This is a genomic window from Pseudomonas sp. R3-52-08, from assembly GCF_003851745.1.
Classification (GTDB): domain Bacteria; phylum Pseudomonadota; class Gammaproteobacteria; order Pseudomonadales; family Pseudomonadaceae; genus Aquipseudomonas.
The window spans coordinates 5,323,086-5,346,153 of the sequence record NZ_CP027730.1 but is presented as its reverse complement, the minus strand read 5'-3'; the positions used below and the strand labels follow the sequence as shown (position 1 = coordinate 5,346,153).

The window sequence follows — 23,068 nt, the reverse complement described above, 5'->3', positions numbered from 1 at the left end:
GGAGACCTTGCGATGCTGAGCCCTTATATGTCACCGGTGGAGCGGCTGTGGTTCTACAGCCTGCGGATTCTGTGTGGCCTGATCCTGCTGTTCCTGATCCTGCCGGTGCTGGTGATCATCCCGCTGTCGTTCAACAGCGGCAGTTTCCTGGTGTACCCGTTGCAGGGCTTCTCGCTGCAGTGGTACCAGGACTTCTTCGCGTCGGCCGAATGGATGCGCGCCCTGAAGAACAGCATCATCGTCGCCCCGGCAGCCACGGTGCTGGCGATGGTGTTCGGCACGCTGGCGGCGATTGGCCTGACCCGTGGCAATTTCCCTGGCAAAGCCTTGGTGATGGCCCTGGTGATTTCGCCGATGGTGGTGCCGGTGGTGATTATTGGCGTGGCCAGTTACCTGTTCTTCGCCCCGCTGGGCCTGGGCAACAGCTTCTTCTCGCTGATCGTGGTACATGCGGTACTGGGCGTGCCGTTTGTGATCATCACCGTGTCGGCGACCTTGCAGGGTTTCAACCACAATCTGGTGCGGGCGGCGGCCAGTCTGGGCGCATCACCATTGACCGCGTTTCGCCGGGTGACCTTGCCGCTGATCGCGCCGGGGGTGATTTCCGGGGCGCTGTTTGCCTTCGCCACGTCGTTCGATGAGGTGGTGGTGACGCTGTTCCTCGCCGGGCCGGAGCAAGCCACATTGCCCAGGCAGATGTTCAGCGGCATCCGTGAAAACCTCAGCCCCACCATTGCCGCCGCGGCGACCCTGCTGATCGGCTTCTCGGTGGTGCTGTTGCTGACCCTGGAATGGCTGCGTGGCCGTAGCGAGAAGCTGCGCACCGCCCAGGTCTAAAGCCTGTTGGAGATCAAAATGTGGGAGGGGGCTTGCTCCCGATGGCATTCTGTCAGTTGATTTATTTATCAACTGGCTCACCGCTATCGGGAGCAAGCCCCCTCCCACATTAGTTTGCGTTCATTCAGGAAATTACCATTCAGTCGGTGAATGCTAGGCAACCCAAAATCCCCAGCTATTCTTGTGCCAGCCCATCACCGACAAGAGGCCGCGCACATGAGTACTTCCTCATTCAAGATCGCCCACAAACTGCTGACCGGCGCTGGCGCCATTGAGCAACTCGGCGCCGAGTTGACGCGCCTGGATGTGGATAACCCGCTGATTGTCACCGATGCCGCGCTGGTCAAGTCCGGCACCGTCGCGCTGGCACTCGAACATCTGGGCGGGCGGACTTATGAAATTTTCGACCGCGTGCTGCCCGACCCGGAAGTCGCCATTGTCGAAGACTGCATGCAGGCCTACCGCGACGGCGGGCACGACGGCCTGATCGGCGTGGGCGGCGGCAGTGCCATCGACATCGCCAAGAGCGTGGCCGCGTACGCCGGTTACCACGGCGCCCTGGCGGATTTGTTCGGCGTCGACCAGGTGCCGCGCAAGGGCCCGCCGCTGATCGCGATTCCCACTACCGCCGGCACCGGCTCCGAGGTGACCAATGTGGCGATCCTTTCCGACAAGGTCGCCCAGCTGAAAAAAGGCATCGTCAGCGACTACCTGCTGCCGGATGTCGCGCTGATCAGCCCGCAAATGACCCTGACCTGTCCACGCAGCGTCACGGCCGCCAGTGGCGTCGACGCGCTGGTGCATGCCATTGAATCCTACCTGTCGCTGAACGCCTCGCCGATCACCGATGCCCTGGCGATCGGCGCAATCAAGCTGATTGCTGGCGCCTTGCCCAAGGTTTATGCCAACCCGGCCAACCTTCAGGCCCGTGACGATATGGCCACCGCCAGCCTGATGGCCGGCATGGCCTTTGGCAACGCGGGCGTCGGCGCGGTGCATGCGCTGGCGTATCCGTTGGGCGGCCGGTTCAACATCGCCCACGGCGTGAGCAACGCACTGTTGCTGCCCTATGTGATGCACTGGAACAAGCTGGCCTGTGTCGAGCGGATGCGCGACATCGCCCAGGCCATGGGGGTAAATGTCAGCGGGCTGAGTGTGAATGATGCCGCCGACCAGGCCGTCGAGGCGATGACGCGACTGTGCGCCGCCGTCGAGATTCCATCGGGCCTGCGCAGTTTCGGCGTGCCGGAGGAGGCTATCCCGGCGATGGCCACTGAAGCTGCAGGTATCGAACGCCTGATGCGCAACAATCCGCGCCAGCTCAGTGCCGCCGATATCGAGAAAATCTACCGGGCTGCGTACTAGCCGTTGAGTTAGGTCACGGTGCGCAGGGCAAAGCATGAGGTATACAATGCGCGCCATCGTGATTTAGCTCAAAAAAAGGTGCGTCATGCAGCCCTTCGTCATTGCTCCATCGATTCTCTCCGCCGACTTCGCCCGCCTGGGCGAAGAAGTGGACAAGGTATTGGCCGCGGGTGCCGACTTCGTGCACTTCGACGTCATGGACAACCATTACGTGCCCAACCTGACCATCGGCCCGATGGTGTGCGCTGCGCTGCGCAAATACGGGATTACCGCGCCGATCGACGCGCACCTGATGGTCAGCCCGGTGGACCGCATCGTCGGTGACTTCATCGACGCCGGCGCGACCTACATCACCTTCCACCCGGAAGCCACGCTGCACGTCGACCGCACCCTGCAATTGATCCGCGAAGGCGGTTGCAAGGCCGGCCTGGTGTTCAACCCGGCCACGCCGCTGAGTGTGCTGGAGTACGTGATGGACAAGGTCGACATGGTCCTGCTGATGAGCGTCAACCCAGGCTTTGGCGGGCAGAAGTTCATCCCCGGCACCCTGAACAAACTGCGCGAGGCGCGGGCGCTGATCGATGCGTCGGGCCGGGACATCCGCCTGGAGATCGACGGCGGCGTCAATGTGAATAATATCCGTGAGATCGCGGCGGCGGGCGCCGACACCTTTGTGGCCGGCTCGGCGATCTTCAATGCGCCGGATTACCAGGAAGTGATCGCCAAGATGCATGCCGAACTGGCGCTGGCGCGTCCATGAGCGGCTTTGAGCAGCTGTTCCCCGGCAAATTGCCACGGCTGGTGATGTTCGATCTGGACGGTACCTTGATCGATTCGGTGCCCGACCTGGCGGCGGCGGTGGACCAGATGCTGCTCAAGCTGGGGCGCAAGCCTGTGGGAATCGAAGCGGTGCGTGAATGGGTCGGCAACGGTGCGCCGATGTTGGTGCGACGGGCACTGGCAGGCCATATCGACGCCACCGGTGTGGATGAGGTTGAAGCCGAACATGCCCTGGAACTCTTCAATGCCGCCTACGAAAGCAGCCACGAACGGACGGTGGTGTATCCCGGCGTGCGTGACACGCTCAAGTGGTTGAGCAAGCAGGGCGTGGAAATGGCCCTGATCACCAACAAGCCGGAGCGCTTCGTCGCTCCGCTGTTGGACCAGATGAAGATCGGCCGGTATTTTCGCTGGATCATCGGCGGCGATACCCTGCCGCAGAAAAAGCCTGATCCGGCGGCGCTGTTTTTCGTGATGAAAATGGCGAATATTCCGGCGTCCCAATCGTTGTTCGTCGGCGACTCGCGCAGTGATGTCTTGGCGGCAAAAGCGGCGGGGGTGCAGTGCGTGGCCTTGAGTTACGGCTACAACCATGGCCGGCCGATTGCAGAAGAATCGCCAGCGCTGGTCATCGATGACCTGCGCCTGTTAATCCCCGGTTGCTTGGGCGCGGGCGCTGAGATAACGTTGCCCGACATCGACCCGTCCCCTACTGGAAATGCCATCGTGGTGGTCACTCGCAAACTCTGGATGAAAGTCATCAAGGCCCTGGCCCGCTGGCGTTGGCGCGCCTGACTGATCCTCGCCGCGCTGCGGCCCGTTTGCCTACCTGACCGATTGACCCTCACACCACGAGGCACCTGATGATCCGCGAAGAATTCCTGCGTTTGGCCGCTGCCGGCTATAACCGTATCCCCATGGCCTGTGAAACCCTGGCCGACTTCGACACGCCGCTTTCGATCTACCTGAAACTGGCCGACGAGCCGAACTCTTATCTGCTGGAATCGGTACAGGGCGGTGAGAAGTGGGGCCGTTATTCGATCATCGGCCTGCCGTGCCGCACGGTACTGCGCGTGCATGACCATCATGTGAGCATCACCCATGATAGCCTCGAGATCGAAAGCCATGACGTAGAAGACCCGCTGGCCTTCGTCGAAGCCTTCAAGGCGCGCTACAACGTGCCGACCATTCCCGGCCTGCCGCGTTTCAACGGCGGTTTGGTGGGGTATTTCGGTTATGACTGCGTGCGCTACGTGGAGCAGCGTTTGGGTAAATGCCCGAACCCGGACCCGCTCGGCGTGCCGGACATCTTGCTGATGGTCTCCGACGCGGTGGTGGTGTTCGACAACCTTGCCGGCAAGATGCACGCGATAGTGCTGGCCGACCCTGCCCAGGCGGATGCCTTCGAGCAAGGCCAGGCCAGCCTCGAAGCGCTGCTGGAAAAACTGCGCCAGCCGATCACCCCGCGCCGTGGCCTGGACCTCAGCCGTCCACCCGCCGCCGACCCGGTATTTCGCTCCAGCTTTACCCAGGCGGACTACGAGCGGGCAGTCGATACCATCAAGGAATACATCCTCGCCGGTGACTGCATGCAGGTGGTGCCCTCGCAGCGGATGTCCATCGACTTCAAGGCCGCGCCGATCGACCTGTATCGAGCGCTGCGTTGCTTCAACCCGACGCCGTATATGTATTTCTTCAATTTCGGTGACTTCCACGTGGTGGGCAGCTCGCCGGAAGTGCTGGTGCGCGTCGAAGACAACCTGATCACCGTGCGCCCGATCGCCGGTACGCGCCCGCGTGGCGCCACCGAAGAAGCGGATCTGGCGCTGGAAGAGGACCTGTTGAGCGACGACAAGGAAATCGCCGAGCACCTGATGCTGATCGACCTGGGGCGTAATGACACCGGGCGTGTTTCGGAAATCGGCTCGGTGAAGTTGACCGAGAAGATGGTCATCGAGCGGTATTCCAATGTGATGCATATCGTGTCCAACGTCACCGGTGAGCTGAAGGCCGGCCTGACTGCGATGGACGCACTGCGTGCGATTCTGCCGGCCGGTACCTTGTCGGGCGCACCAAAGATTCGCGCCATGGAAATCATCGACGAACTGGAGCCGGTCAAGCGGGGCGTCTACGGCGGCGCCGTGGGGTATTTCGCCTGGAACGGCAACATGGACACGGCGATTGCGATCCGTACGGCGGTGATCAAGGACGGCGAACTGCATGTGCAGGCCGGTGGCGGCATCGTCGCTGACTCGGTGCCGGCCCTTGAATGGGAAGAAACCCTGAACAAGCGCCGGGCGATGTTCCGTGCGGTGGCGTTGGCTGAGCAAACGCCGCAGGACTAGCGGCTGGCGCCGATCAAAAATGTGGGAGGGGGCTTGCTCCCGATAGCAGTGTGTCAGCCAGCACATTATGGACTGACAGACCGCTATCGGGGGCAAGCCCCCTCCCACATTAAGCCTTCATTGTCCTGCTGTTAGAAATCCAGACTCACCCCGACACTGACCCCTTGCTGGGTCAAACTGTCATCCTTCCTCACGTTATACGCCGCCCGTAACGCCAGGTCCTGCGTCAGTTTGTGGCTGACCCCCAGGCTCAAGCGATCCGAATTGCTGCGCGGCGTATACCCGTCCAGCTTGAAGTCGATCCCCTGCACGCTGTTGAGCGAAATATTCACCTTCTGGGTGTCATTTTCGAACTCGTGCTCGTGGGCCACTTCGCCAAACACCTGGGTGTGCGGGTTAATGCGATAGCTGCCCTGCAGCCCGACGCCCAGGCGCTTGGAGTCGCGCTGCTGGTCATCGAAGGTCAGGGCGGTGGAGCGGCTGTCTTTTTCCGAGTAGCCGTTCACTTCGACCCGCGCGTAATCGGCGCTGATGAAGGGTGACAGGTGCCAGTCACTGCCCGGCGCGGCGATGTCATAACCCACGCGACCGCTCAAGGCCCAAAGCCAGCCATCGGTGTCACCCTTTTCCGAACCTTCGCTGACGCCCAGGGCGAACTTGCGCTTGAGGCTGTCGAAGTCCAGCTTGCCGCCGGTCAAGGCGGCGTCGGCCCACCAGTGATTCTGCTGATACTGGGCGAACGCCGTGCCCATGTAGCTGTTGAGCTTGTAATCCGAATCGCTGGCGCCGGCTTCCAGTGTCTGGCGGTACAGGCCTGCGGCGACGCCCACGCGCCAGGCCTCGTTGAGTCGGTAGCTGCCACCGATGTTGAGGTTATAGCCACTGCCATCGCCGCTGGCCGAGCTGCTCTGGTCATCGAAATCCAGACGCTGACCCCCTCCCGCCACGATCGCTCGCCATTGGCCCACGGCTTGCCAGTGGCCGGTGTCTGCCTGCCATTGGTTGCGCAACTCATCTTGATGGGCGCGCAATGTGCCTTGGGCCATTTCCGGCAGCAAGGTCAGCTCCCAGGGCGCCGCGAGCAGGGAGTAGGCGTAGTCGGCAATCAGCTGTTGCCCGGCGACGGTAGGATGAACCGAGTCGTTATAAATCAGCTTGGTCGGGTCCGGGGCGGTGCCGCCGATGCCGTAGACCGGGTTGGCGGTGCAACTGTTGCCACTGAAACAGGTGCCGGTGAGGTTTTGCCCGGTGGCGAGGCCGAAGCGTGCCGGATCGGCGAAGGCTTCGTTCAATAACAATGGAATGTTCAGCGGGATCACCTGCGCATCGATCTGCGACAGGCGCTGTACCAGGGACTGGTTGAACACAGTGCTCAAGGCCGACGTTGCTGCCTGCTGCGGGGTGCCGTTGACGGCCGGCGTCAAGCCGATGTCGGGCAGCATCCATACCATGATGTAACGCGCGCCGGCTTGTTGCAGGGCCTGGGCACTGTCCGCCAGGCGCCCGCCGGCGGCGACCGCTTGAGCGGGGCTGAGTACGCGACCCTGGAGAAAGTCATTGCCGCCTCCGGACAGAAAGTACAGCGCATTTGGATCGGCCAGCCCGCCGTTTGCCGGCAGGTAACCCTGTCGACTGCGCAGCACCGTGCCGCCCCCGGCATTGCCGGGTGGGATCGCAGCGTTGGAGACCGAGGTAATCGAGTCGAGGATATTGTCGGTACGGTAGCCGCCGACTGCCCAGTTGTTGCCGTCCGGCAAACCCTGGACCGCACGCACCGGTGAGGTGGAGGCATTCAGGTCGCTTGGCGCTACACCCAGCTTTGCGCCGAGCAAGGTCGAAGAAACGAGACCGTAATCCCCTTGGAACGTCGGCCCGGTGCGGTTGGTAAAGCGCAACGTCGATCCGGCGCTGCCGTCGGGGAACTGACCGGCATCGGCCAGGCTGTCGCCGAACACCACCATGGTTGAGTAGGGTGACGGTGCCGCATAGGCCTGCGCGCAAGCCAGGGAAAGCAGGCCGGCAGCCAGGGGCGCGAACAACGGAGCTCTGAGCATGGAAAATTCCATTGAGTTGTTTTTATGTCGGAATCGAAACACTAGCAAAGTATTGAGCGTTTTCTATAGCGCAAAACCGAATTTTCCTGCACGCATCCCAACGAGCATAAGCCCGTATTTGCTGCTCTATATTGCACCGCTGGCGAGGCTACGTTACTGTGCCTGAACGTATGAATGAGACCCTCCCCGTGTTGATCATCAGCAAACTCTTGATGCGAGTAGTCAAGGCACACGCCCGTTGGCGTTGGCGCGCCTGACATTTTTCCCTGCCGGCCTGGCCGGATCTGTACCGATTTGCCTTCTTTTACCTTTTGTCTGACGCCCCTTGCCGTTCACCCCGGCAACCGGAACGTGCGTCTGGCAGCGGGCCACACGCTTGGAAGGCGGTCATTTGAAATCAGTGAATTCAAGAGGTTTGAACCCACATGTTGCTGATGATTGATAACTACGATTCCTTTACCTACAACGTTGTGCAGTACCTGGGCGAGCTGGGTGCCGAGGTCAAGGTCGTGCGCAACGACGAACTGACCGTCGCCGAGATCGCCGCGCTGAATCCGGAACGTATCGTGGTTTCGCCTGGCCCGTGCACGCCGAACGAAGCGGGCATTTCCCTGGAAGCCATTCAGTATTTTGCTGGCAAACTGCCAATTCTCGGCGTGTGCCTGGGCCATCAGTCCATTGGCCAGGCGTTCGGCGGCGACGTGGTGCGCGCGCGCCAGGTGATGCACGGCAAGACCAGCCCGGTATTCCACAAGGATCTGGGCGTGTTCCACGGCTTGAACCTGCCCGTGACCGTGACCCGTTATCACTCGTTGGTGGTCAAGCGCGACACCCTGCCCGAGTGCCTGGAACTGACGGCCTGGACCCAACTGGAAGACGGCTCGGTCGACGAGATCATGGGCCTGCGCCACAAGACACTGAATATCGAAGGGGTGCAGTTTCACCCTGAATCGATCCTGACCGAGCAGGGCTACGAGCTGTTCGCCAATTTTCTCAAGCAGAGCGGCGGCACGCGCTAAGGACTTTCCATGGATATCAAGACTGCCCTGGGCCGTATCGTCGGTCACCTGGACCTGAGCACCGCTGAAATGAGCGATGTGATGCGCGAGATCATGACCGGCCAGTGCTCCGACGCACAGATCGGCGCGTTTATGATGGCCATGCGCATGAAGAGCGAAAGCATCGACGAAATCGTCGGCGCCGTATCGGTGATGCGCGAGCTGGCGGACAAGGTCGAACTCAAGACCCTCGACGGCGTGGTCGATGTGGTCGGCACCGGCGGCGACGGTGCGAACATCTTCAACGTATCGACGGCGTCCTCGTTCGTGGTCGCGGCAGCGGGTTGCACCGTGGCCAAGCACGGCAACCGCGCGGTGTCCGGCAAAAGTGGCAGCGCGGACCTGCTGGAAGCGGCCGGCATCTACCTGAACCTGACGCCGGTACAGGTGGCACGCTGCATCGACAGCGTCGGCATTGGCTTCATGTTCGCCCAATCCCACCACGGCGCGATGAAACACGCGGCCGGCCCGCGCAAGGACCTCGGCCTGCGTACCCTGTTCAATATGCTCGGCCCGCTTACGAATCCGGCCGGTGTGAAGCATCAAGTCGTCGGTGTCTTCAGCCAGGCGTTGTGCCGGCCACTGGCCGAAGTGCTGCAGCGCCTGGGCAGCAAGCATGTGCTGGTGGTGCATTCCAAAGATGGCCTGGACGAATTCAGCCTGGCGGCGCCAACCTTCGTGGCGGAGTTGAAGAACGACCAAGTTACAGAATATTGGGTCGAACCTGAGGACCTGGGCATGAAGAGCCAGAGCCTGCATGGCCTGGCGGTGGAAAGCCCAGCGGCGTCGCTGGAATTGATTCGTGATGCCTTGGGGCGACGCAAGACCGAAAACGGTCAAAAAGCCGCGGAAATGATTGTGCTCAATGCTGGCGCGGCACTTTACGCAGCCGACCATGCCTATAGTCTTAAGGAAGGTGTCGCCTTGGCCCACGATGCGCTGCACACCGGTCTGGCTCGCGAGAAACTTGAAGAACTCGGAGCATTCACCGCCGTATTCAAGATGGAGAATGAAGCATGAGTGTTCCGACCGTTCTGGAAAAAATCCTGGCGCGCAAGGCTGAAGAAGTCGCCGAGCGCCGTGCCCGTGTGAGCCTGGCCGAGCTGGAAGCCCTGGCAAAAGCTGCTGATGCGCCACGAGGGTTTGCCAGGGCCTTGCTCGAACAGGCCAAGAAGAAGCAGCCGGCGGTGATCGCCGAGATCAAGAAGGCCTCACCGAGCAAAGGCGTGATCCGCGAACACTTCGTGCCACAGGAAATCGCCGTCAGCTATGAAAAGGGCGGGGCGACGTGCCTGTCCGTACTGACCGATGTCGATTTCTTCCAAGGCTCCGACCTGTTCCTGCAGCAGGCGCGCGCCGCGTGCACGTTGCCGGTGATCCGCAAGGACTTCATGGTTGATCCTTACCAGATCGTCGAAGCCCGTGCCTTGGGCGCTGACTGTGTGCTGCTGATCGTTTCCGCACTGGATGACGTGAAGATGGCCGAGCTGGCCGCTGTAGCCAAGAGCGTGGGCCTGGATGTATTGGTCGAGGTGCACGACGGCGACGAGTTGGAGCGTGCGCTGAAGACCCTCGACACACCGCTGGTGGGGGTCAACAACCGTAACCTGCACACCTTCGATGTCAGCCTGGAAACCACCCTCGACCTGCTGCCGCGTATTCCGCGTGACCGCTTGGTGATCACCGAGAGCGGCATCGTCAACCGCGCCGATGTGGAGCTGATGGAGATCAGCGAGGTGTATTCGTTCCTGGTCGGCGAGACGTTCATGCGCGCCGAGAACCCAGGGGCGGAACTGCAGCGTCTGTTCTTCCCGGAGCGGGGTGTGGTGGTGAGCGGTTCCACACTGGATTGATTCCAGCGCAGTCGGTATGTGAAATGCAGTAAAAGTGTGGGAGGGGGCTTGCTCCCGATAGCGGTGGTCGGTTGACTGATTCACAACTGACACACCGCCATCGGGAGCAAGCCCCCTTCCACATTGGTCTTGTGCTTATTCAGGTAGGTCAATGTTGATGACTAAGCTGGTTTCGATGACTGTGCAAGCAGGCCTTGCCGCCGAGCAGGACTTGCTGGCCGCCGTCTGCGCAGGTGAGCGGGAATACGGGCTGTTGTTCTGGCAACCCAACGATCAAGCCTTGGTCATGCCGCGACGTTTGAGCCGATTGCCGGCTTTTGAAGCGGCCAGCCGAGTCTCGGCAGAGGCCGGTTGGCCGGTGCTGTTGCGCGAAACCGGCGGTGAGCCGGTGCCGCAGTCGGCCGCCACGGTCAATATCGCCTTGGTCTATGCGCCGCCGCGCAGTGAGGGGGATCAAGGGCGCATCGAAACCGGCTACCAGCGCCTGTGCCAGCCGATCTGCGATGTGTTGCTTGAATTGGGCGGCGAGGCGTCTATTGGCGAAATCGATGGCGCGTTCTGCGACGGTCGTTACAACGTCAATCTCAATGGCCGGAAAATGGTCGGCACGGCCCAACGCTGGCGGCAGAGCGGTGGTCGCCCAGTGGGGTTGGTACACGGTGCTTTATTGCTGGATAACGATCGCGATGAGTTGGTTGCGGCGGTCAATCGTTTCAATCAAGCCTGTGGCCTGGAACAGCGCGTGCGTGCCGAGAGCCATATCGCGCTGCACGAAGTGTTTCCCGTGCCGGACGCGCTCAGCCGGCTCGACACCTTGTACCGTCAGATGTTGGCAGGCTTGCTGCCAGGCTAACGGGTTCCGAACACCACCATCGTCTTGCCTTTGACGTGCACCAGGTTGCGCTCTTCCAGATCCTTGAGCACACGCCCCACCATTTCCCGCGAACAGCCCACGATGCGCCCGATTTCCTGGCGCGTGACCTTGATCTGCATCCCGTCGGGGTGGGTCATGGCGTCTGGCTGCTTGCACAGCTCCAGCAGGCAGCGAGCGACACGCCCGGTCACGTCGAAGAACGCCAGGTCGCCGACCTTGCGCGTGGTATCGCGCAGACGTTGGGCGATCTGCCCACTCAGGGCATACAGAATGTCGGGATCATGTTGGGCCAGTTCGCGAAATTTCGTATAGCTGATCTCAGCCACTTCGCACTCCACCTTGGTGCGCACCCAAGCGCTGCGCTGTTGCTCCTTGCCGGCCTGCTCGAACAGCCCCAGCTCGCCGAAGAAATCCCCGGTGTTGAGGTAGGCGATGATCATTTCGCGACCGTCTTCGTCCTCAATCAGGATGGTGACCGAGCCCTTGATAATGAAGAACAGTGTTTCGGAGCGCTCGCCCGCGCAGATGATGTTGTGCTTGGCCGGATGACGCCGGCGCTGGCAATGCATCAGCAGCTTGTCGAGGTTCTTGATCTTGGGTGTGGGAGTAAGAGCAACCATGGTTGTATCCCGAAAAACTGCACGATGTGGTTGGATTTGTTTTTATCAGCGCGACCGGCATTGATACACGCTGTACAAACGATGGCAATGCGCCATTGATTTGGCGCCAGCTTACCAGACACATTCTGACTCGATTAGCGTATTTCACCGGCAAACGCTGTTATTGATCGTTTTCCTGCAGGGCGCTGCCGCTGCGAGGCCCTGTGCTAAGCTGGCGACCCTTTTTTAGCAGTGGAGTCTGGGCGATGAAGGCACGCATCCAATGGGCGGGCGAAGCCATGTTCCTCGGTGAATCGGGCAGTGGCCATGTGGTGGTCATGGACGGCCCGCCGGAAGCCGGTGGCCGCAACCTGGGTGTACGCCCGATGGAAATGTTGCTGCTGGGTGTCGGCGGTTGCAGCAATTTCGACGTGGTCAGTATCCTGAAAAAATCCCGTCAGGCCGTGGAAAGCTGCGAAGCCTTTCTGGAAGCCGAACGCGCAACCGAAGATCCCAAGGTGTTTACCAAGATCCATATGCATTTTGTGGTAAAGGGGCGCGCGCTGAAGGAAGCGCAGGTCAAGCGTGCCATCGAGCTGTCGGCAGAGAAGTACTGCTCGGCGTCGATCATGTTGGGCGCGGCCGGTGTGGCCATTACCCATGACTACGAAATCGTCGAGTTGGGTTGATCGTTCCCACGCTCTGCGTGGGAATGCAACTCGTGACGCTCCGCGTCACCCTTGCGCAGGTGCCGGATTTTGCGCTGAAAGCGGGACGCGGGGCGTCCTGGGTGGCATTCCCACGCGGAGCGTGGGAATGATCTCCATGCTTCAGATTCTGTAGGTGCTCTTGGTCATGACTTTGGCCAGCATGCTCATGCCGAATCTCACCGGCGCAGGAAAGCGGAAGCCACCGGCATCCAGTGCGCTTTCAGCGTGATGTTCTTCATCGATGCGCATCTGCTCAAGAATGGCTCGGGATTTTTCGTCCTCGGCCGGCAGTTGTTCAAGGTGTTCGTCCAGGTGCTTGCAGACCTGACGTTCGGTGGCTGCGACAAAACCAAGGCTGACCTTGTCACTGATCAGGCCGGCAGCGGCGCCGATACCGAACGACAAACCGTAGAACAGCGGGTTCAGCACACTGGGATGACTGCCCAGCTGGCGGATGCGTTGTTCGCACCACGCCAGGTGGTCGATCTCTTCCTCGGCCGCGTGCTCCATCGCTGCACGTACCTGCGGTAACTTGGCGGTCAGCGCCTGGCCCTGGTACAACGCCTGAGCACAGACTTCACCGGTATGGTTGATGCGCATCAGGCCGGCCACATGGCGTGTTTCGGTCTCGCTCATCTGTGCGTCCGGCTGCACGATGGCGGGTGACGGGCGGTACGGTTGGCCGCTGAACGGCAGCAGCGTACGCATGGCCGTGTCGGCTTGCAGCAATAGACGGTCAATCGGCGAGTAGTGACGTTGGGTAGTCATGCTGACCTCCGGGAAGAATCTCGGCGGCCAGTTTACCGCAAGAGAGGACGGCGCGTTTGCGCTGAGTCAATTTGCCCCGCGCACTCAGCCCGGTGGCCAGTTCATCTGGCGCTGACCCAGCACATGCATATGAATGTGGTAAACGGTCTGCCCGCCGTCTTCGTTGCAGTTCATCACCACGCGGAAGCCTTTTTCGCAGCCTAGTTCCACCGCCAGGCGCTGGGCGGTGAACAGGATATGGCCGGCCAGGGCTTTGTCGTCTTCGGTCAGGTCATTGAGGGTGCGAATGGGCTTTTTCGGGATGACCAGAAAATGGACCGGCGCCTGTGGGGCGATGTCGTGGAAAGCCAGGACTTGGTCATCTTCATAGATGATGTTCGCGGGTATTTCCCGGTTGATGATCTTGGTGAACAGAGTATCCACAGCTGTTTCTCCAGGGTGAAAGTGAAGGTGAGTGTACTTAAGCGGTCAACGTGGGCAATAGGCCTTGTTGATGGCGCCGGCAATTTTGCGGGTCAGCCAGCGCGGGCTCAGGCGTGGGCTGAATGCCAGCCAGCGGTTGCGCCGTCCGGGGATGATAATGGCCTTGTTCTTCTCCAGCGCACGCACGGTGTAGAGCGCGACTTCTTCGGGGCTCATCAACTGTTGGCTGCGGTCGAGCTTTGCGGTGTCCATTTGCGCGGTACCGAAGAAGGCGGTGCGCGTGGGGCCGGGGCACAGCACCGAGACGTTGATGCCACAGGTCTTCAGTTCCTCGCGCAAGCCTTCGGAGAAGTGCAGCACAAAGGCTTTGCTCGCGTAGTAGCTGCTCATCCACGGGCCTGGCTGGAAGGCGGCGACCGAAGCCACGTTGAGAATCTGCCCGCCGCCGTGCAGCGCCATGGCATTGCCCAACGCATGGCACATGCGGGTCAGGGCGAGGATGTTGACTTCGATCAGGTCTTGCTCGGTCATCCAGTCCTGGGCCAGGAACGGCCCGCTGGTGCCGATACCGGCGCAGTTGACCAGCAGGTCGATCTGCCGCTCACCTTCTTCGAGTTCCAGCAAAAAACCCGACAACCGCAGCGGCTCGCCAAGGTCACAGGCGCGAAATAGCACCTCGACGCCGAAACGCTGAGTCAATTCGATCGCAATGCTTTCCAACTGATCACGCTGGCGGGCCACCAGAATCAAGCTGCGGCCACGTCGGGCCAGGGCTTCGGCCAAAGCCAGGCCGATACCGCTGGAGGCACCGGTGATCAGAGCGTAACGGGTCATGCCTTTCTCCATCGCAACGCCGCCGGCCTGTGACAGAGGCATCACAGGCGGCGGGCGTTTCTTCACTGTTCTGGAGAGTCTACAGGTTCGGCCGCGTCGTCAGCACTTTGCGCGGCGTCTTCATCAACGATGCCGCTCTGGTCGGCGTCTTCATCGGTGCTCAGGGAGCTGCTTTCATAGCTGCTGCCCATGTTGGCTTCGAGTTGATCCAGGTAGCCGTTCATGCCCAGGGTGACCACGACGATGAGCATCAACGGGATAAACGCCAGCCACAACGAAGCCAGGATTTTAACCGCTGTGGAGTTGCGCGGTGGGGGCGCACCGTACTGGTTGGCGCCAGTGTTACCCGGCAGTACCAGCAGCAGCAGAGGGAACACGCTGTTCACCAGCGGAACCAGGTTCAGCAAATACAGCCAGCCAGACCAGCCCAGGTCGTGCAGGCGCTGCACGCCGATTTGCACGCTTACCACGACGAGCGCAACGAACAGTGCAAAGCCCAGCAGCGAGCCGAGAATGATCGCGATCGTTGGCGAGGCAGTGGCCACCGCGAAACCCACGGTACTGATGATGCCTGCAGCCACAAGCATCGCGACGGTCAGTGCCAGCGTCCAGGCGAGATAGCGCAGGCGACCGATACGCCCGTGGATAGTGAAGACCTTGAGCGTGGCGTACTCCGGCAAGTTATCACCGACCGCAGCGCGTGGCGGTGCGTAAGGCGATGCGGCGGCGTGCGAGAAGTCCGAGGCCGATGCGCCTGTCTCGTGGGTTTCGGCAAGGCTGAAAGCCACGGGTTGTTCGGCTTCGATACGTGCCTCGACCCCGGCGTTTTGCAAGGCGGTGAGGTAGGTGTCGGCATCGGCGCGGGACAGATCGCGCTTGAGCGCAACCGGGCGGCCGGTGAAAAGCTTTTCGATCGCCTCGACATCGCTCTTGAACAGCTCGGCGAGGTTCAGTTTGGCGGTGGTGCTTTCGACACCCGGGCGCAAGGCTCCGTCGAACACAATCTTGAAACGGCTGTCGCTCATGCGGGCATCCTTGTCACTTGATCAGGGGAGGGTATGCAGGCTGCCCAATTGGCAGGCCTGGTATTTGGTTCAACGTGGCCAGCGCAATTGTGCCGCGTTTTCGCGTGCCTGGCGGTATTGCGCATCCAGTCGCGCGACGAGTTCATCCACGCTCGGCAAATCATTGATCTCACCGACGCCTTGGCCGGCAGACCATACAGTCTTCCATGCTTTGGCCTCATCGCTCAACGGTTTGAGCTTGGAGCCGAGGTTGACCTCACCTTTGCCTTGAAGAGCAGCGAGATCAAAACCGGCGTTTTCCAGGCTCTGGCGCATAAAGCTTGCAGGTACGCCGGAAACAGCCGGAGTGTGCACGATGTCGGCGGCGCGCGCTGTGAGCAGCATCTCTTTATACGCATCCGGGGCATGGCTTTCGGTGGTGCCGATAAAGCGCGTGCCGAAATACGCCAGGTCCGCGCCAAGCACTTGGGCGGCGAGAATCTCCCGACCGTGGTTGAGACAGCCGGCCAGCAACAGGGTTTTGTCGAAGAACTGGCGTATCTCGGCAATCAGCGCAAACGGGCTCCAGGTGCCGGCGTGACCACCCGCGCCGGCGGCGACCGCGATCAGGCCGTCGACGCCCGCTTCAGCGGCTTTTTCGGCATGGCGACGAGTAGTTACGTCATGAAACACCAGGCCGCCGTAGCTGTGCACGGCATCGACCAGTTCCTTCACCGCACCGAGGCTGGTGATAACGATGGGCACTTTGTGCTCGACGCAGATCGCCAGGTCGGCCGCCAGTCGTGGGTTACTGTTGTGCACGATCAGGTTGACGGCATAGGGCGCCGGGTTATCCAACAGCGCCAGGCCGGCTTCGATTTCCTCCAGCCAGGCCTTGAAACCGCTGCTTTCGCGTTGATTGAGCGCCGGGAAACTGCCGACGACCCCGTTGCGGCAGCAGGCCAGCACCAGTTGCGGGTTGGAAATCAGGAACATCGGCGCAGCCACCACAGGCAGGCGCAAACGTTGTTCAAGCAGGGCGGGCAGCGACATTGGAGGTTCCCCGGATAATTGACGTTAAAACGGTTTGACCACGACCAGAATTACGACCGCCAGCAATATCAGAACGGGCACTTCATTGAACCAGCGATAAAAGACATGGCTGCGGGTGTTTTCGCCACGGGCGAAGCGTTTTACCTGCGCGCCGCACATGTGGTGGTAGCCGATCAGCAGGACGACCAGGGTGAGTTTGGCGTGGATCCACGCGCCCGATTGGAAGATACCGGGGTTGAGCGCCAGCAACCAGATGCCGAAGACCAGCGTGGCAACCATCGCCGGGCCCATGATGCCCCGGTACAGCTTGCGTTCCATGACGCTGAAGCGCTCCTTGCTGACGGTGTCTTCGCTTTGGGCGTGGTAGACAAACAGGCGTGGCAGGTAGAACAGCCCGGCAAACCAGCAGACGATGCTGACGATATGGAAGGCTTTGACCCATAGATAGAGCATTTTCAGTAATTCCCAGGTTCACGGTAGCGAAGATAGTAGTAGCTCATGCGCCCGTACGTCACGTTGGCGGTTGTCGCAGGGCGATACGGCCCCTATTATCGACGGCTTTCCAGTGGGTTCGTTGAGGGCAGGTTTATGGTCAAGGTCGGTATCGTCGGCGGCACGGGTTACACCGGTGTCGAATTGCTGCGTCTGTTGGCTCAGCATCCGCAGGCTGAGGTGGTGGTTATCACTTCACGCTCCGAGGCTGGCCTGGCCGTGGCCGATATGTACCCCAATCTGCGAGGCCACTATGACGGCCTGGCCTTCAGTGTGCCGGACATCAAGACGTTGGGCGCCTGCGATGTGGTGTTCTTCGCCACGCCTCACGGGGTTGCGCACGCGTTGGCTGGCGAGCTATTGGCGGCGGGCACCAAGGTTATCGATCTGTCGGCGGACTTCCGCCTGCAAGATGCCGATGAGTGGGCCAAGTGGTACGGCCAGCCCCACGGCGCGCCAGAGTTACTGGAGGAGGCGGTGTACGGCTTGCCGGAAGTCAATCGTGAACAGATCAAGCAGGCCCGCCTGATCGCGGTGCCGGGTTGCTACCCGACTGCGACCCAGCTGGGTTTCCTGCCGCTGCTGGAAGCCGGCTTGGCGGATGCTTCGCGTCTGATCGCGGACTGCAAGTCGGGCGTCAGCGGAGCCGGTCGTGGGGCCGCAGTAGGCTCGCTGTACTCCGAGACGTCGGAAAGCATGAAGGCCTATGCGGTAAAAGGGCATCGTCACCTGCCTGAAATCCGCCAGGGGTTGCGCCGTGCTGCGGGTAAGGATGTGGGCCTGACCTTCGTACCGCACCTGACGCCGATGATCCGTGGGATCCACTCCACGTTGTATGCGACCGTTGTCGATCGCTCGGTAGACCTGCAGGCATTGTTCGAAAAGCGTTATGCCAACGAACCGTTCGTCGATGTGATGCCGGCGGGTAGCCATCCGGAAACCCGTAGCGTGCGGGGCGCCAACGTGTGCCGGATTGCGGTGCATCGTCCGCAGGATGGCGACCTGGTGGTGGTATTGTCGGTGATCGATAACCTGGTCAAGGGCGCATCGGGCCAGGCGGTGCAGAACATGAACATCCTGTTTGGTCTGGATGAGAAGTTGGGCTTGTCCCATGCGGGCATGTTGCCTTAAAGGCAGCCGCAAGCTTCAAGTTGTCAGCGGCAAGCTCGGACCTCAACGGCTTGAAGCTTGTCGCTGCTCCCATAATAGTTGACCGCTTTTCTAGGAGAAGCGGATAATACCGGCCATTACGCATATGGCGGCGCTACGCCGGGAGATTATCAGCATGAGCGTTGAATCCTTCACCCCCACGGCTTTGCAATTCACCCACGGTGCTGCGCACAAGGTGAAGAGCCTGGTCGATGAAGAGGGTAATGATCGCTTGAAGCTGCGCGTATTCGTTACGGGCGGCGGTTGTTCAGGGTTTCAGTACGGTTTTACCTTCGATGAAGATGTGGCCGATGACGACACCATCGTTGAGCGCGAGGGCGTGAGCCTGGTCGTTGATCCGATGAGCTTCCAGTACCTGGCGGGTGCTGAAGTGGATTACCAGGAAGGGCTCGAGGGGTCGCGTTTCGTGATCAAGAACCCTAACGCTACGACGACCTGTGGTTGTGGGTCTTCGTTCTCGATCTGATCGAAGCCTGATCTGCACGCATAAAAAACGCCGCTTGGCTTTGATCGGCCAAGCGGCGTTTTGCTGCCTGGAGATCAGGCCGGGTAGATCGCGCCCAGTACGCGCAGCCCGCGAGCACCTGTGACGCTAGGTCGGTTCGCGGCGATGCCTTCCAGGCAGCAGTGGGCCAGCCAGGCGAAGGCCATGGCTTCCACCCAGTCGGGGTCTACACCATAGAACGCGGTGCTACTGACCTGTGTGGACGGTAGCAGCGCGGCCAATCGATCCATCAGCGTCCCGTTGTGAGCGCCGCCGCCGCATATCAACAGGGTTTCTGTCTGAGGTTGGGCGCTTTGCAGAGATTCGACGATAGTCAGGCTGGTCAGCTCCAGCAATGTGGCTTGCACGTCCTCGGGAAGAAACGCTGGCAGCCCGTCGAGATGTTGCTGCAGCCAACGCAGGTTAAAAACTTCCCGGCCGGTACTTTTCGGGCCTTTGGTCGCGAAAAAAGGGTCGCTGAGCAGCGTGTTGAGTAACTGCGGCTGAACCTTGCCGCTGGCTGCCCATTGCCCGTCACGATCAAAGTGCTCGCCACGTTGATGATGAATCCACGCGTCCAGCAAGACATTACCCGGGCCGCAGTCGAAGCCCGATACCGGCCTGCCGGTTTCTATCAGGCTCAGGTTGCTGAAACCACCGACATTCAACACCGCACGTTTGCCGGTACTTTCACCGAACAGCGCCTCGTGGAAGGCAGGTACCAAGGGGGCGCCCTGACCGCCTGCGGCAACGTCGCGGCTGCGGAAGTCACTGACCACCGTGATACCAGTCAGCTCGGTGAGCAACGCAGGATTGCCGATCTGTACCGTAAAACCTCGGGCAGGTTCATGGCGGATGGTCTGCCCGTGGCTGCCAATCGCACGGATGTCCTGGGGTGTGAGGTTTTGCTGGTCCAGCAAAGTGTGGATGCCTTGAGCGGCGAGTGTCACCCAGGATTGCTGGGCGATTGCCGAACGGGCGATCTCGTCCGGGCCGCTGGCGCACAGGCTGAGCAGCTCGGCGCGCAGGGGGGCAGGCATGGGGATGTAATGGGTGGCGATCAGACTGATCGCCGAATCTTGTTCGATAAGGGCGATATCCAGGCCATCGAGGCTGGTCCCGGACATCACACCGATATAACGCGGCATGCCTTAACGCTTCGCCGAAGCCAGCAGGGTGGAGCGCTCCTGATCCATACGGGCCATCAGCGGCTGGCTTTGTTGCATGAAGCGCGCGCGTTCTGCTTTGGCGATCGGGTCGGCCATCGGCAGTTTCTGGCCCAATGGATCAACGTGTACTCCGTTGACCTGGAATTCATAATGCAAGTGCGGCCCGGTGGACAGGCCGGTCGTGCCGATGTAACCGATCACTTGCCCTTGCTTCACGTTGCCACCGGTTTTGACGCCCTTGGCAAACCCTTGCATGTGGCCATACAGCGTACGGTAGGTGTTGCCGTGCTGGATGATCACCGTGTTGCCGTAACCACCGCGACGCCCGGCCAACAGAACCTTACCGTCGCCAGCTGCCTTGATTGGCGTGCCACGGGGAGCGGCATAGTCGACACCTTTGTGAGCGCGGATTTTGTTCAGAATTGGATGCTTGCGACCCATGGAGAAACGCGAGCTAATACGAGCGAAGTCCACCGGTGTACGGATGAACGCCTTGCGCATGCTGTTGCCATCTGCGGTGTAGTAACTGCTGTTGCCCTGTTTGTTGGTGTAGCGTACTGCGGTATAGGTTTTGCCGCGGTTGGTGAAGCGCGCAGAAAGGATGTTGCCAGTGCCGACCACCTTGCCGTTGGCAACTTTCTGCTCGTAGATCACATCGAATTCGTCACCCTGGCGAATGTCCTGGGCGAAGTCGATGTCGTAGCCAAATACGCTGGCCATGTCCATGGTCATGCTGTGGGACAGGCCCGCCCGGGCGGCGGATTGCGACAGCGAGCTATTGATCACGCCGTGTACGTAGGCAGAGCGCATGACCGGTTTGGTGGTGATGCGATTGAAGGCAAAACCCTTTGCGCCTTTGCTCAGGCTGATGCTTTCCAGGTCATTGATATTGGTGTGCAGGTTGTTCAATTGGCCATCGGGCGTCAGTTCGAACTCAAGCTTCTGCCCATGTTTGAGCTGGGTGAATTGCTTGGCTTGCTTATCGGTGGCCAGGACGTCATTGACGGTGGCGGCAGGCAATCCGACCTTTTCGAACAGCGTTGACAGTGTGTCGCCTTTACTCACGATCACTTCACGGTGCTGAGGACTCTTGGCTGCAACTGCTGCGGGCTTTTCCTGGGCGGCTTCCTGAGTTTCTTCGGGCGTATTTTCAATCTGTGCGAACGGAGACTCAGCAGGGGTATTTGTGGCTTGTTGCGCGTCGGAAGCGTCTTGATCTTGTGTCAGTTGCTCGACAGGGCTTTCCAGGTCGAGGCTTAGGGATGTTCGTTTGGCTTCTACGTCACTGGAAGGGAATACCAGGAGTGCCAGGCTGAGAAGGGCGGCGATACCACTTGCGGCGAGCAGGTGGGTCTTCGGGTAAAGCGGCGGCGCTTTAGACGGTTCAGTGGTCATAGGTATTTTGACTTTGAAGATGAAATGGAAAAGATGAATGACATGATGAAGATGAAATAACTGTATAAAATATAACCAAATCATCTGTGGCGCAAGCTCGCGAACGCTGGGCTTGCGCAATGGTGTCCGTGCGCAGGGCAAAACTTGTAATTAGTCCCTGATCTTGTATGGTTGGTTCCCTTTTGAATCTGAGCCTTGCGGGTCTGTTATGAAGTCGGTTGAAGAGCAGCTAGCGCTGATAAAACGTGGTGCGGAAGAACTGTTGGTCGAAGCTGAGCTGGTCGAAAAGCTCAAGCGTGGCCAGCCCCTGCGTATTAAGGCCGGCTTTGACCCAACCGCGCCGGATCTGCACCTTGGCCATACCGTGCTTATTAATAAGCTGCGTCAGTTCCAGGAGCTGGGTCATCAAGTCATCTTCCTTATCGGTGACTTCACCGGGATGATCGGCGACCCGAGCGGCAAGAGCGCAACGCGTCCGCCGCTCACTCGCGAGCAAGTGCTCGACAATGCCGAGACCTACAAGACCCAGGTATTCAAAATCCTTGATCCGGCCAAAACCGAGGTGGCATTCAACTCCACCTGGATGGACCAGATGGGGCCGGCGGACTTCATCCGCCTGACGTCGCAATACACCGTCGCGCGCATGCTCGAGCGCGATGACTTCGACAAGCGCTATTCCACCAATCAGCCGATCGCTATCCATGAGTTTCTTTACCCGTTGGTCCAGGGGTATGACTCGGTGGCGTTGCGTGCGGATGTCGAGCTGGGCGGGACGGATCAGAAGTTCAACCTGTTGATGGGGCGTGAGCTGCAGCGTGCCTATGGGCAGGAAGCTCAGTGCATCTTGACCATGCCGTTGCTGGAGGGGTTGGACGGTGTCAAGAAGATGTCCAAGTCGCTGGGCAACTATGTCGGTATCCAGGAGGCCCCGGGCGTGATGTACGGCAAGCTGGTTTCGATTCCGGATTCATTGATGTGGCGTTACTTCGAGTTGCTGAGCTTCCGCTCGATGGATGAGATCAATGCGTTGCGTGCTGATGTGGAGGCAGGTGCCAACCCGCGTGATGTGAAGATCAAGCTGGCCGAAGAGATCGTGGCGCGTTTTCATGGTGAAGAGGCTGCGGCCAACGCTCACCGTGCGGCCGGTAATCGTATGAAGGATGGCGAGTTGCCGGACGATCTGCCGGAGATCGAGTTGACGGCGGCAGAGGCAATGCCGATCGCAGCTGTCCTTAATAAGGCGGGCCTGGTGAAGAACTCAGCGGTTGCCCGTGATCTTCTCGGTTCGGGTGGTGTGCGTATAGATGGCGAGGTGGTTGATCGCACCTTTATATACGAGCTAGGCGCGACTCACGTTTGCCAGGCGGGCAAGAAGGCATTTGCGCGTATCACGCTCAAATCCGAATAAGTCGTTAATTAGGGCTTGACGGCGAATTATATCGCTCTATAATTCGCCCCACTTCCGGCGCAGTCGAAACGGAAAACTTATTGGTAAACAATGAGTTAAGTAGGTTTCGACGGTAAGTTGCTTCAGTTCATCGAAGCCAAAAGGAAGTTGAAAAAGAGGTGTTGACAGCAGCGTGTAACGCTGTAGAATTCGCCTCCCGCTTACGAGAGATCGCAAGCGCAAGTGGTTGAAGTTGTTGAAGAAATCTTCGAAAACTTCTGAAAATAACCGCTTGACAGCAAATGAGGCTGCTGTAGAATGCGCGCCTCGGTTGAGACGAATAGCTCTTAACCAACCGCTCTTTAACAACTGAATCAAGCAATTCGTGTGGGTGCTTGTGGAGTCAGGCTGATA

At 60.1% G+C, this 23,068-nt stretch carries 23 protein-coding genes; 13 read left to right on the top strand and 10 right to left on the bottom strand.

What is annotated here, in order from left to right:
* Window positions 1–12: 12 nt before the first annotated feature.
* The 5 genes from C4J91_RS24730 (at window position 13) to trpE (ending at window position 5,327) form a co-directional block, all read left to right on the top strand.
* Window positions 13–837 (top strand): ABC transporter permease, encoded by an 825-nt coding sequence (locus C4J91_RS24730; RefSeq protein ID WP_124364637.1) that lies wholly within the window; start codon window positions 13–15, stop codon window positions 835–837.
* A gap of 216 nt (window positions 838–1,053) precedes the next feature.
* Window positions 1,054–2,202, top strand: coding sequence for an iron-containing alcohol dehydrogenase (locus tag C4J91_RS24725; protein WP_124364636.1), 1,149 nt, complete (start codon window positions 1,054–1,056; stop codon window positions 2,200–2,202).
* 85 nt (window positions 2,203–2,287) lie between these two features.
* Window positions 2,288–2,962 (top strand): ribulose-phosphate 3-epimerase, encoded by a 675-nt coding sequence (gene rpe / locus C4J91_RS24720; RefSeq protein ID WP_065937054.1) that lies wholly within the window; start codon window positions 2,288–2,290, stop codon window positions 2,960–2,962.
* The gene (locus C4J91_RS24715; protein ID WP_124364635.1) at window positions 2,959–3,777 is read left to right on the top strand and encodes a phosphoglycolate phosphatase; all 819 of its coding nucleotides are present in this window, start codon (window positions 2,959–2,961) and stop codon (window positions 3,775–3,777) included. The genes rpe and C4J91_RS24715 overlap by 4 nt, the downstream gene beginning before the upstream one ends.
* A gap of 68 nt (window positions 3,778–3,845) precedes the next feature.
* The gene (gene trpE / locus C4J91_RS24710) at window positions 3,846–5,327 is read left to right on the top strand and encodes an anthranilate synthase component I (protein WP_124364634.1); all 1,482 of its coding nucleotides are present in this window, start codon (window positions 3,846–3,848) and stop codon (window positions 5,325–5,327) included.
* A gap of 131 nt (window positions 5,328–5,458) precedes the next feature.
* Here trpE and estP read toward each other — a convergent pair whose 3' ends face one another.
* Complete coding sequence (estP, locus tag C4J91_RS24705; RefSeq protein ID WP_124364633.1) at window positions 5,459–7,381, bottom strand: esterase EstP; 1,923 nt, start codon at window positions 7,379–7,381, stop codon at window positions 5,459–5,461.
* Between the two features lie 425 nt (window positions 7,382–7,806).
* Here estP and C4J91_RS24700 point away from each other — a divergent pair, with 425 nt between their 5' ends.
* The 4 genes from C4J91_RS24700 (at window position 7,807) to C4J91_RS24685 (ending at window position 11,145) form a co-directional block, all read left to right on the top strand.
* The gene (locus C4J91_RS24700; protein ID WP_124364632.1) at window positions 7,807–8,400 is read left to right on the top strand and encodes an aminodeoxychorismate/anthranilate synthase component II; all 594 of its coding nucleotides are present in this window, start codon (window positions 7,807–7,809) and stop codon (window positions 8,398–8,400) included.
* A 9-nt stretch (window positions 8,401–8,409) separates the two neighbouring features.
* Entirely contained in the window at window positions 8,410–9,459 is a 1,050-nt protein-coding gene (gene trpD / locus C4J91_RS24695; protein ID WP_057723690.1) for an anthranilate phosphoribosyltransferase, read from the top strand.
* On the top strand, window positions 9,456–10,292 hold the full coding sequence (trpC, locus tag C4J91_RS24690; RefSeq protein ID WP_124364631.1) for an indole-3-glycerol phosphate synthase TrpC: 837 nt from the start codon (window positions 9,456–9,458) through the stop codon (window positions 10,290–10,292). The genes trpD and trpC overlap by 4 nt, the downstream gene beginning before the upstream one ends.
* Before the next feature lie 157 nt (window positions 10,293–10,449).
* Complete coding sequence (locus tag C4J91_RS24685; RefSeq protein WP_124364630.1) at window positions 10,450–11,145, top strand: lipoate--protein ligase family protein; 696 nt, start codon at window positions 10,450–10,452, stop codon at window positions 11,143–11,145.
* On the opposite strand, the gene crp is transcribed toward C4J91_RS24685, so the two are convergent.
* Complete coding sequence (gene crp / locus C4J91_RS24680; protein ID WP_124364629.1) at window positions 11,142–11,786, bottom strand: cAMP-activated global transcriptional regulator CRP; 645 nt, start codon at window positions 11,784–11,786, stop codon at window positions 11,142–11,144. The two genes, C4J91_RS24685 and crp, sit on opposite strands and share 4 nt — an antisense overlap.
* Before the next feature lie 245 nt (window positions 11,787–12,031).
* Here crp and C4J91_RS24675 point away from each other — a divergent pair, with 245 nt between their 5' ends.
* Window positions 12,032–12,454 carry an OsmC family protein gene (locus tag C4J91_RS24675; protein ID WP_124364628.1) on the top strand — a complete coding sequence of 141 codons (423 nt, stop codon included), beginning with the start codon at window positions 12,032–12,034 and terminating at the stop codon, window positions 12,452–12,454.
* 141 nt (window positions 12,455–12,595) lie between these two features.
* Here the strand turns inward: C4J91_RS24675 and coq7 are convergent, their stop codons facing one another.
* The 6 genes from coq7 to hemJ form a co-directional block, all read right to left on the bottom strand.
* Window positions 12,596–13,243 carry a 2-polyprenyl-3-methyl-6-methoxy-1,4-benzoquinone monooxygenase gene (gene coq7 / locus C4J91_RS24670; protein ID WP_124364627.1) on the bottom strand — a complete coding sequence of 216 codons (648 nt, stop codon included), beginning with the start codon at window positions 13,241–13,243 and terminating at the stop codon, window positions 12,596–12,598.
* Between the two features lie 84 nt (window positions 13,244–13,327).
* Complete coding sequence (locus tag C4J91_RS24665) at window positions 13,328–13,666, bottom strand: histidine triad nucleotide-binding protein (protein WP_124364626.1); 339 nt, start codon at window positions 13,664–13,666, stop codon at window positions 13,328–13,330.
* Between the two features lie 45 nt (window positions 13,667–13,711).
* Window positions 13,712–14,500: an SDR family oxidoreductase gene (locus C4J91_RS24660; protein ID WP_124364625.1), complete on the bottom strand. Its 789-nt coding sequence runs from the start codon at window positions 14,498–14,500 to the stop codon at window positions 13,712–13,714.
* Window positions 14,501–14,562: 62 nt separating this feature from the next.
* A complete protein-coding gene (locus tag C4J91_RS24655) occupies window positions 14,563–15,525 on the bottom strand; it encodes a DUF805 domain-containing protein (protein WP_124364624.1) in 963 nt (320 codons plus the stop codon).
* 69 nt (window positions 15,526–15,594) lie between these two features.
* Window positions 15,595–16,557, bottom strand: coding sequence for a nitronate monooxygenase family protein (locus C4J91_RS24650; protein ID WP_124364623.1), 963 nt, complete (start codon window positions 16,555–16,557; stop codon window positions 15,595–15,597).
* A gap of 24 nt (window positions 16,558–16,581) precedes the next feature.
* Entirely contained in the window at window positions 16,582–17,010 is a 429-nt protein-coding gene (gene hemJ / locus C4J91_RS24645; RefSeq protein ID WP_124364622.1) for a protoporphyrinogen oxidase HemJ, read from the bottom strand.
* Window positions 17,011–17,145: 135 nt separating this feature from the next.
* On the opposite strand from hemJ, the gene argC reads away from it, so the two are divergent.
* Together argC and erpA are read left to right on the top strand one after the other, a co-directional pair.
* Entirely contained in the window at window positions 17,146–18,180 is a 1,035-nt protein-coding gene (gene argC, locus C4J91_RS24640) for an N-acetyl-gamma-glutamyl-phosphate reductase (RefSeq protein ID WP_010206935.1), read from the top strand.
* A 154-nt stretch (window positions 18,181–18,334) separates the two neighbouring features.
* Complete coding sequence (gene erpA / locus C4J91_RS24635) at window positions 18,335–18,685, top strand: iron-sulfur cluster insertion protein ErpA (RefSeq protein WP_003176443.1); 351 nt, start codon at window positions 18,335–18,337, stop codon at window positions 18,683–18,685.
* Window positions 18,686–18,759: 74 nt separating this feature from the next.
* On the opposite strand, the gene C4J91_RS24630 is transcribed toward erpA, so the two are convergent.
* Both C4J91_RS24630 and C4J91_RS24625 read right to left on the bottom strand, forming a co-directional pair.
* Entirely contained in the window at window positions 18,760–19,851 is a 1,092-nt protein-coding gene (locus C4J91_RS24630; RefSeq protein ID WP_124364621.1) for an anhydro-N-acetylmuramic acid kinase, read from the bottom strand.
* Window positions 19,852–19,854: 3 nt separating this feature from the next.
* A complete protein-coding gene (locus C4J91_RS24625; RefSeq protein WP_124365211.1) occupies window positions 19,855–21,267 on the bottom strand; it encodes a peptidoglycan DD-metalloendopeptidase family protein in 1,413 nt (470 codons plus the stop codon).
* A 208-nt stretch (window positions 21,268–21,475) separates the two neighbouring features.
* Between C4J91_RS24625 and tyrS the strand changes: the two genes are divergently transcribed.
* Window positions 21,476–22,675 (top strand): tyrosine--tRNA ligase, encoded by a 1,200-nt coding sequence (gene tyrS / locus C4J91_RS24615; RefSeq protein WP_124364620.1) that lies wholly within the window; start codon window positions 21,476–21,478, stop codon window positions 22,673–22,675.
* Window positions 22,676–23,068: the final 393 nt, after the last annotated feature.

Coding starts and splice junctions, on each gene's coding strand:
- estP (WP_124364633.1), bottom strand. CDS start 7,381: ATGCTCAGAGCTCCGTTGTTCGCGCCCCTGGCTGCCGGCCTGCTTTCC.
- C4J91_RS24660 (WP_124364625.1), bottom strand. CDS start 14,500: ATGACCCGTTACGCTCTGATCACCGGTGCCTCCAGCGGTATCGGCCTG.
- C4J91_RS24730 (WP_124364637.1), top strand. CDS start 13: ATGCTGAGCCCTTATATGTCACCGGTGGAGCGGCTGTGGTTCTACAGC.
- tyrS (WP_124364620.1), top strand. CDS start 21,476: ATGAAGTCGGTTGAAGAGCAGCTAGCGCTGATAAAACGTGGTGCGGAA.
- C4J91_RS24725 (WP_124364636.1), top strand. CDS start 1,054: ATGAGTACTTCCTCATTCAAGATCGCCCACAAACTGCTGACCGGCGCT.
- trpD (WP_057723690.1), top strand. CDS start 8,410: ATGGATATCAAGACTGCCCTGGGCCGTATCGTCGGTCACCTGGACCTG.
- C4J91_RS24630 (WP_124364621.1), bottom strand. CDS start 19,851: ATGCCGCGTTATATCGGTGTGATGTCCGGGACCAGCCTCGATGGCCTG.
- crp (WP_124364629.1), bottom strand. CDS start 11,786: ATGGTTGCTCTTACTCCCACACCCAAGATCAAGAACCTCGACAAGCTG.
- C4J91_RS24700 (WP_124364632.1), top strand. CDS start 7,807: ATGTTGCTGATGATTGATAACTACGATTCCTTTACCTACAACGTTGTG.
- erpA (WP_003176443.1), top strand. CDS start 18,335: ATGAGCGTTGAATCCTTCACCCCCACGGCTTTGCAATTCACCCACGGT.
- rpe (WP_065937054.1), top strand. CDS start 2,288: ATGCAGCCCTTCGTCATTGCTCCATCGATTCTCTCCGCCGACTTCGCC.
- C4J91_RS24715 (WP_124364635.1), top strand. CDS start 2,959: ATGAGCGGCTTTGAGCAGCTGTTCCCCGGCAAATTGCCACGGCTGGTG.
- C4J91_RS24655 (WP_124364624.1), bottom strand. CDS start 15,525: ATGAGCGACAGCCGTTTCAAGATTGTGTTCGACGGAGCCTTGCGCCCG.
- C4J91_RS24675 (WP_124364628.1), top strand. CDS start 12,032: ATGAAGGCACGCATCCAATGGGCGGGCGAAGCCATGTTCCTCGGTGAA.
- trpC (WP_124364631.1), top strand. CDS start 9,456: ATGAGTGTTCCGACCGTTCTGGAAAAAATCCTGGCGCGCAAGGCTGAA.
- C4J91_RS24625 (WP_124365211.1), bottom strand. CDS start 21,267: ATGACCACTGAACCGTCTAAAGCGCCGCCGCTTTACCCGAAGACCCAC.
- hemJ (WP_124364622.1), bottom strand. CDS start 17,010: ATGCTCTATCTATGGGTCAAAGCCTTCCATATCGTCAGCATCGTCTGC.
- coq7 (WP_124364627.1), bottom strand. CDS start 13,243: ATGACTACCCAACGTCACTACTCGCCGATTGACCGTCTATTGCTGCAA.
- trpE (WP_124364634.1), top strand. CDS start 3,846: ATGATCCGCGAAGAATTCCTGCGTTTGGCCGCTGCCGGCTATAACCGT.
- C4J91_RS24650 (WP_124364623.1), bottom strand. CDS start 16,557: ATGTCGCTGCCCGCCCTGCTTGAACAACGTTTGCGCCTGCCTGTGGTG.
- C4J91_RS24685 (WP_124364630.1), top strand. CDS start 10,450: ATGACTAAGCTGGTTTCGATGACTGTGCAAGCAGGCCTTGCCGCCGAG.
- argC (WP_010206935.1), top strand. CDS start 17,146: ATGGTCAAGGTCGGTATCGTCGGCGGCACGGGTTACACCGGTGTCGAA.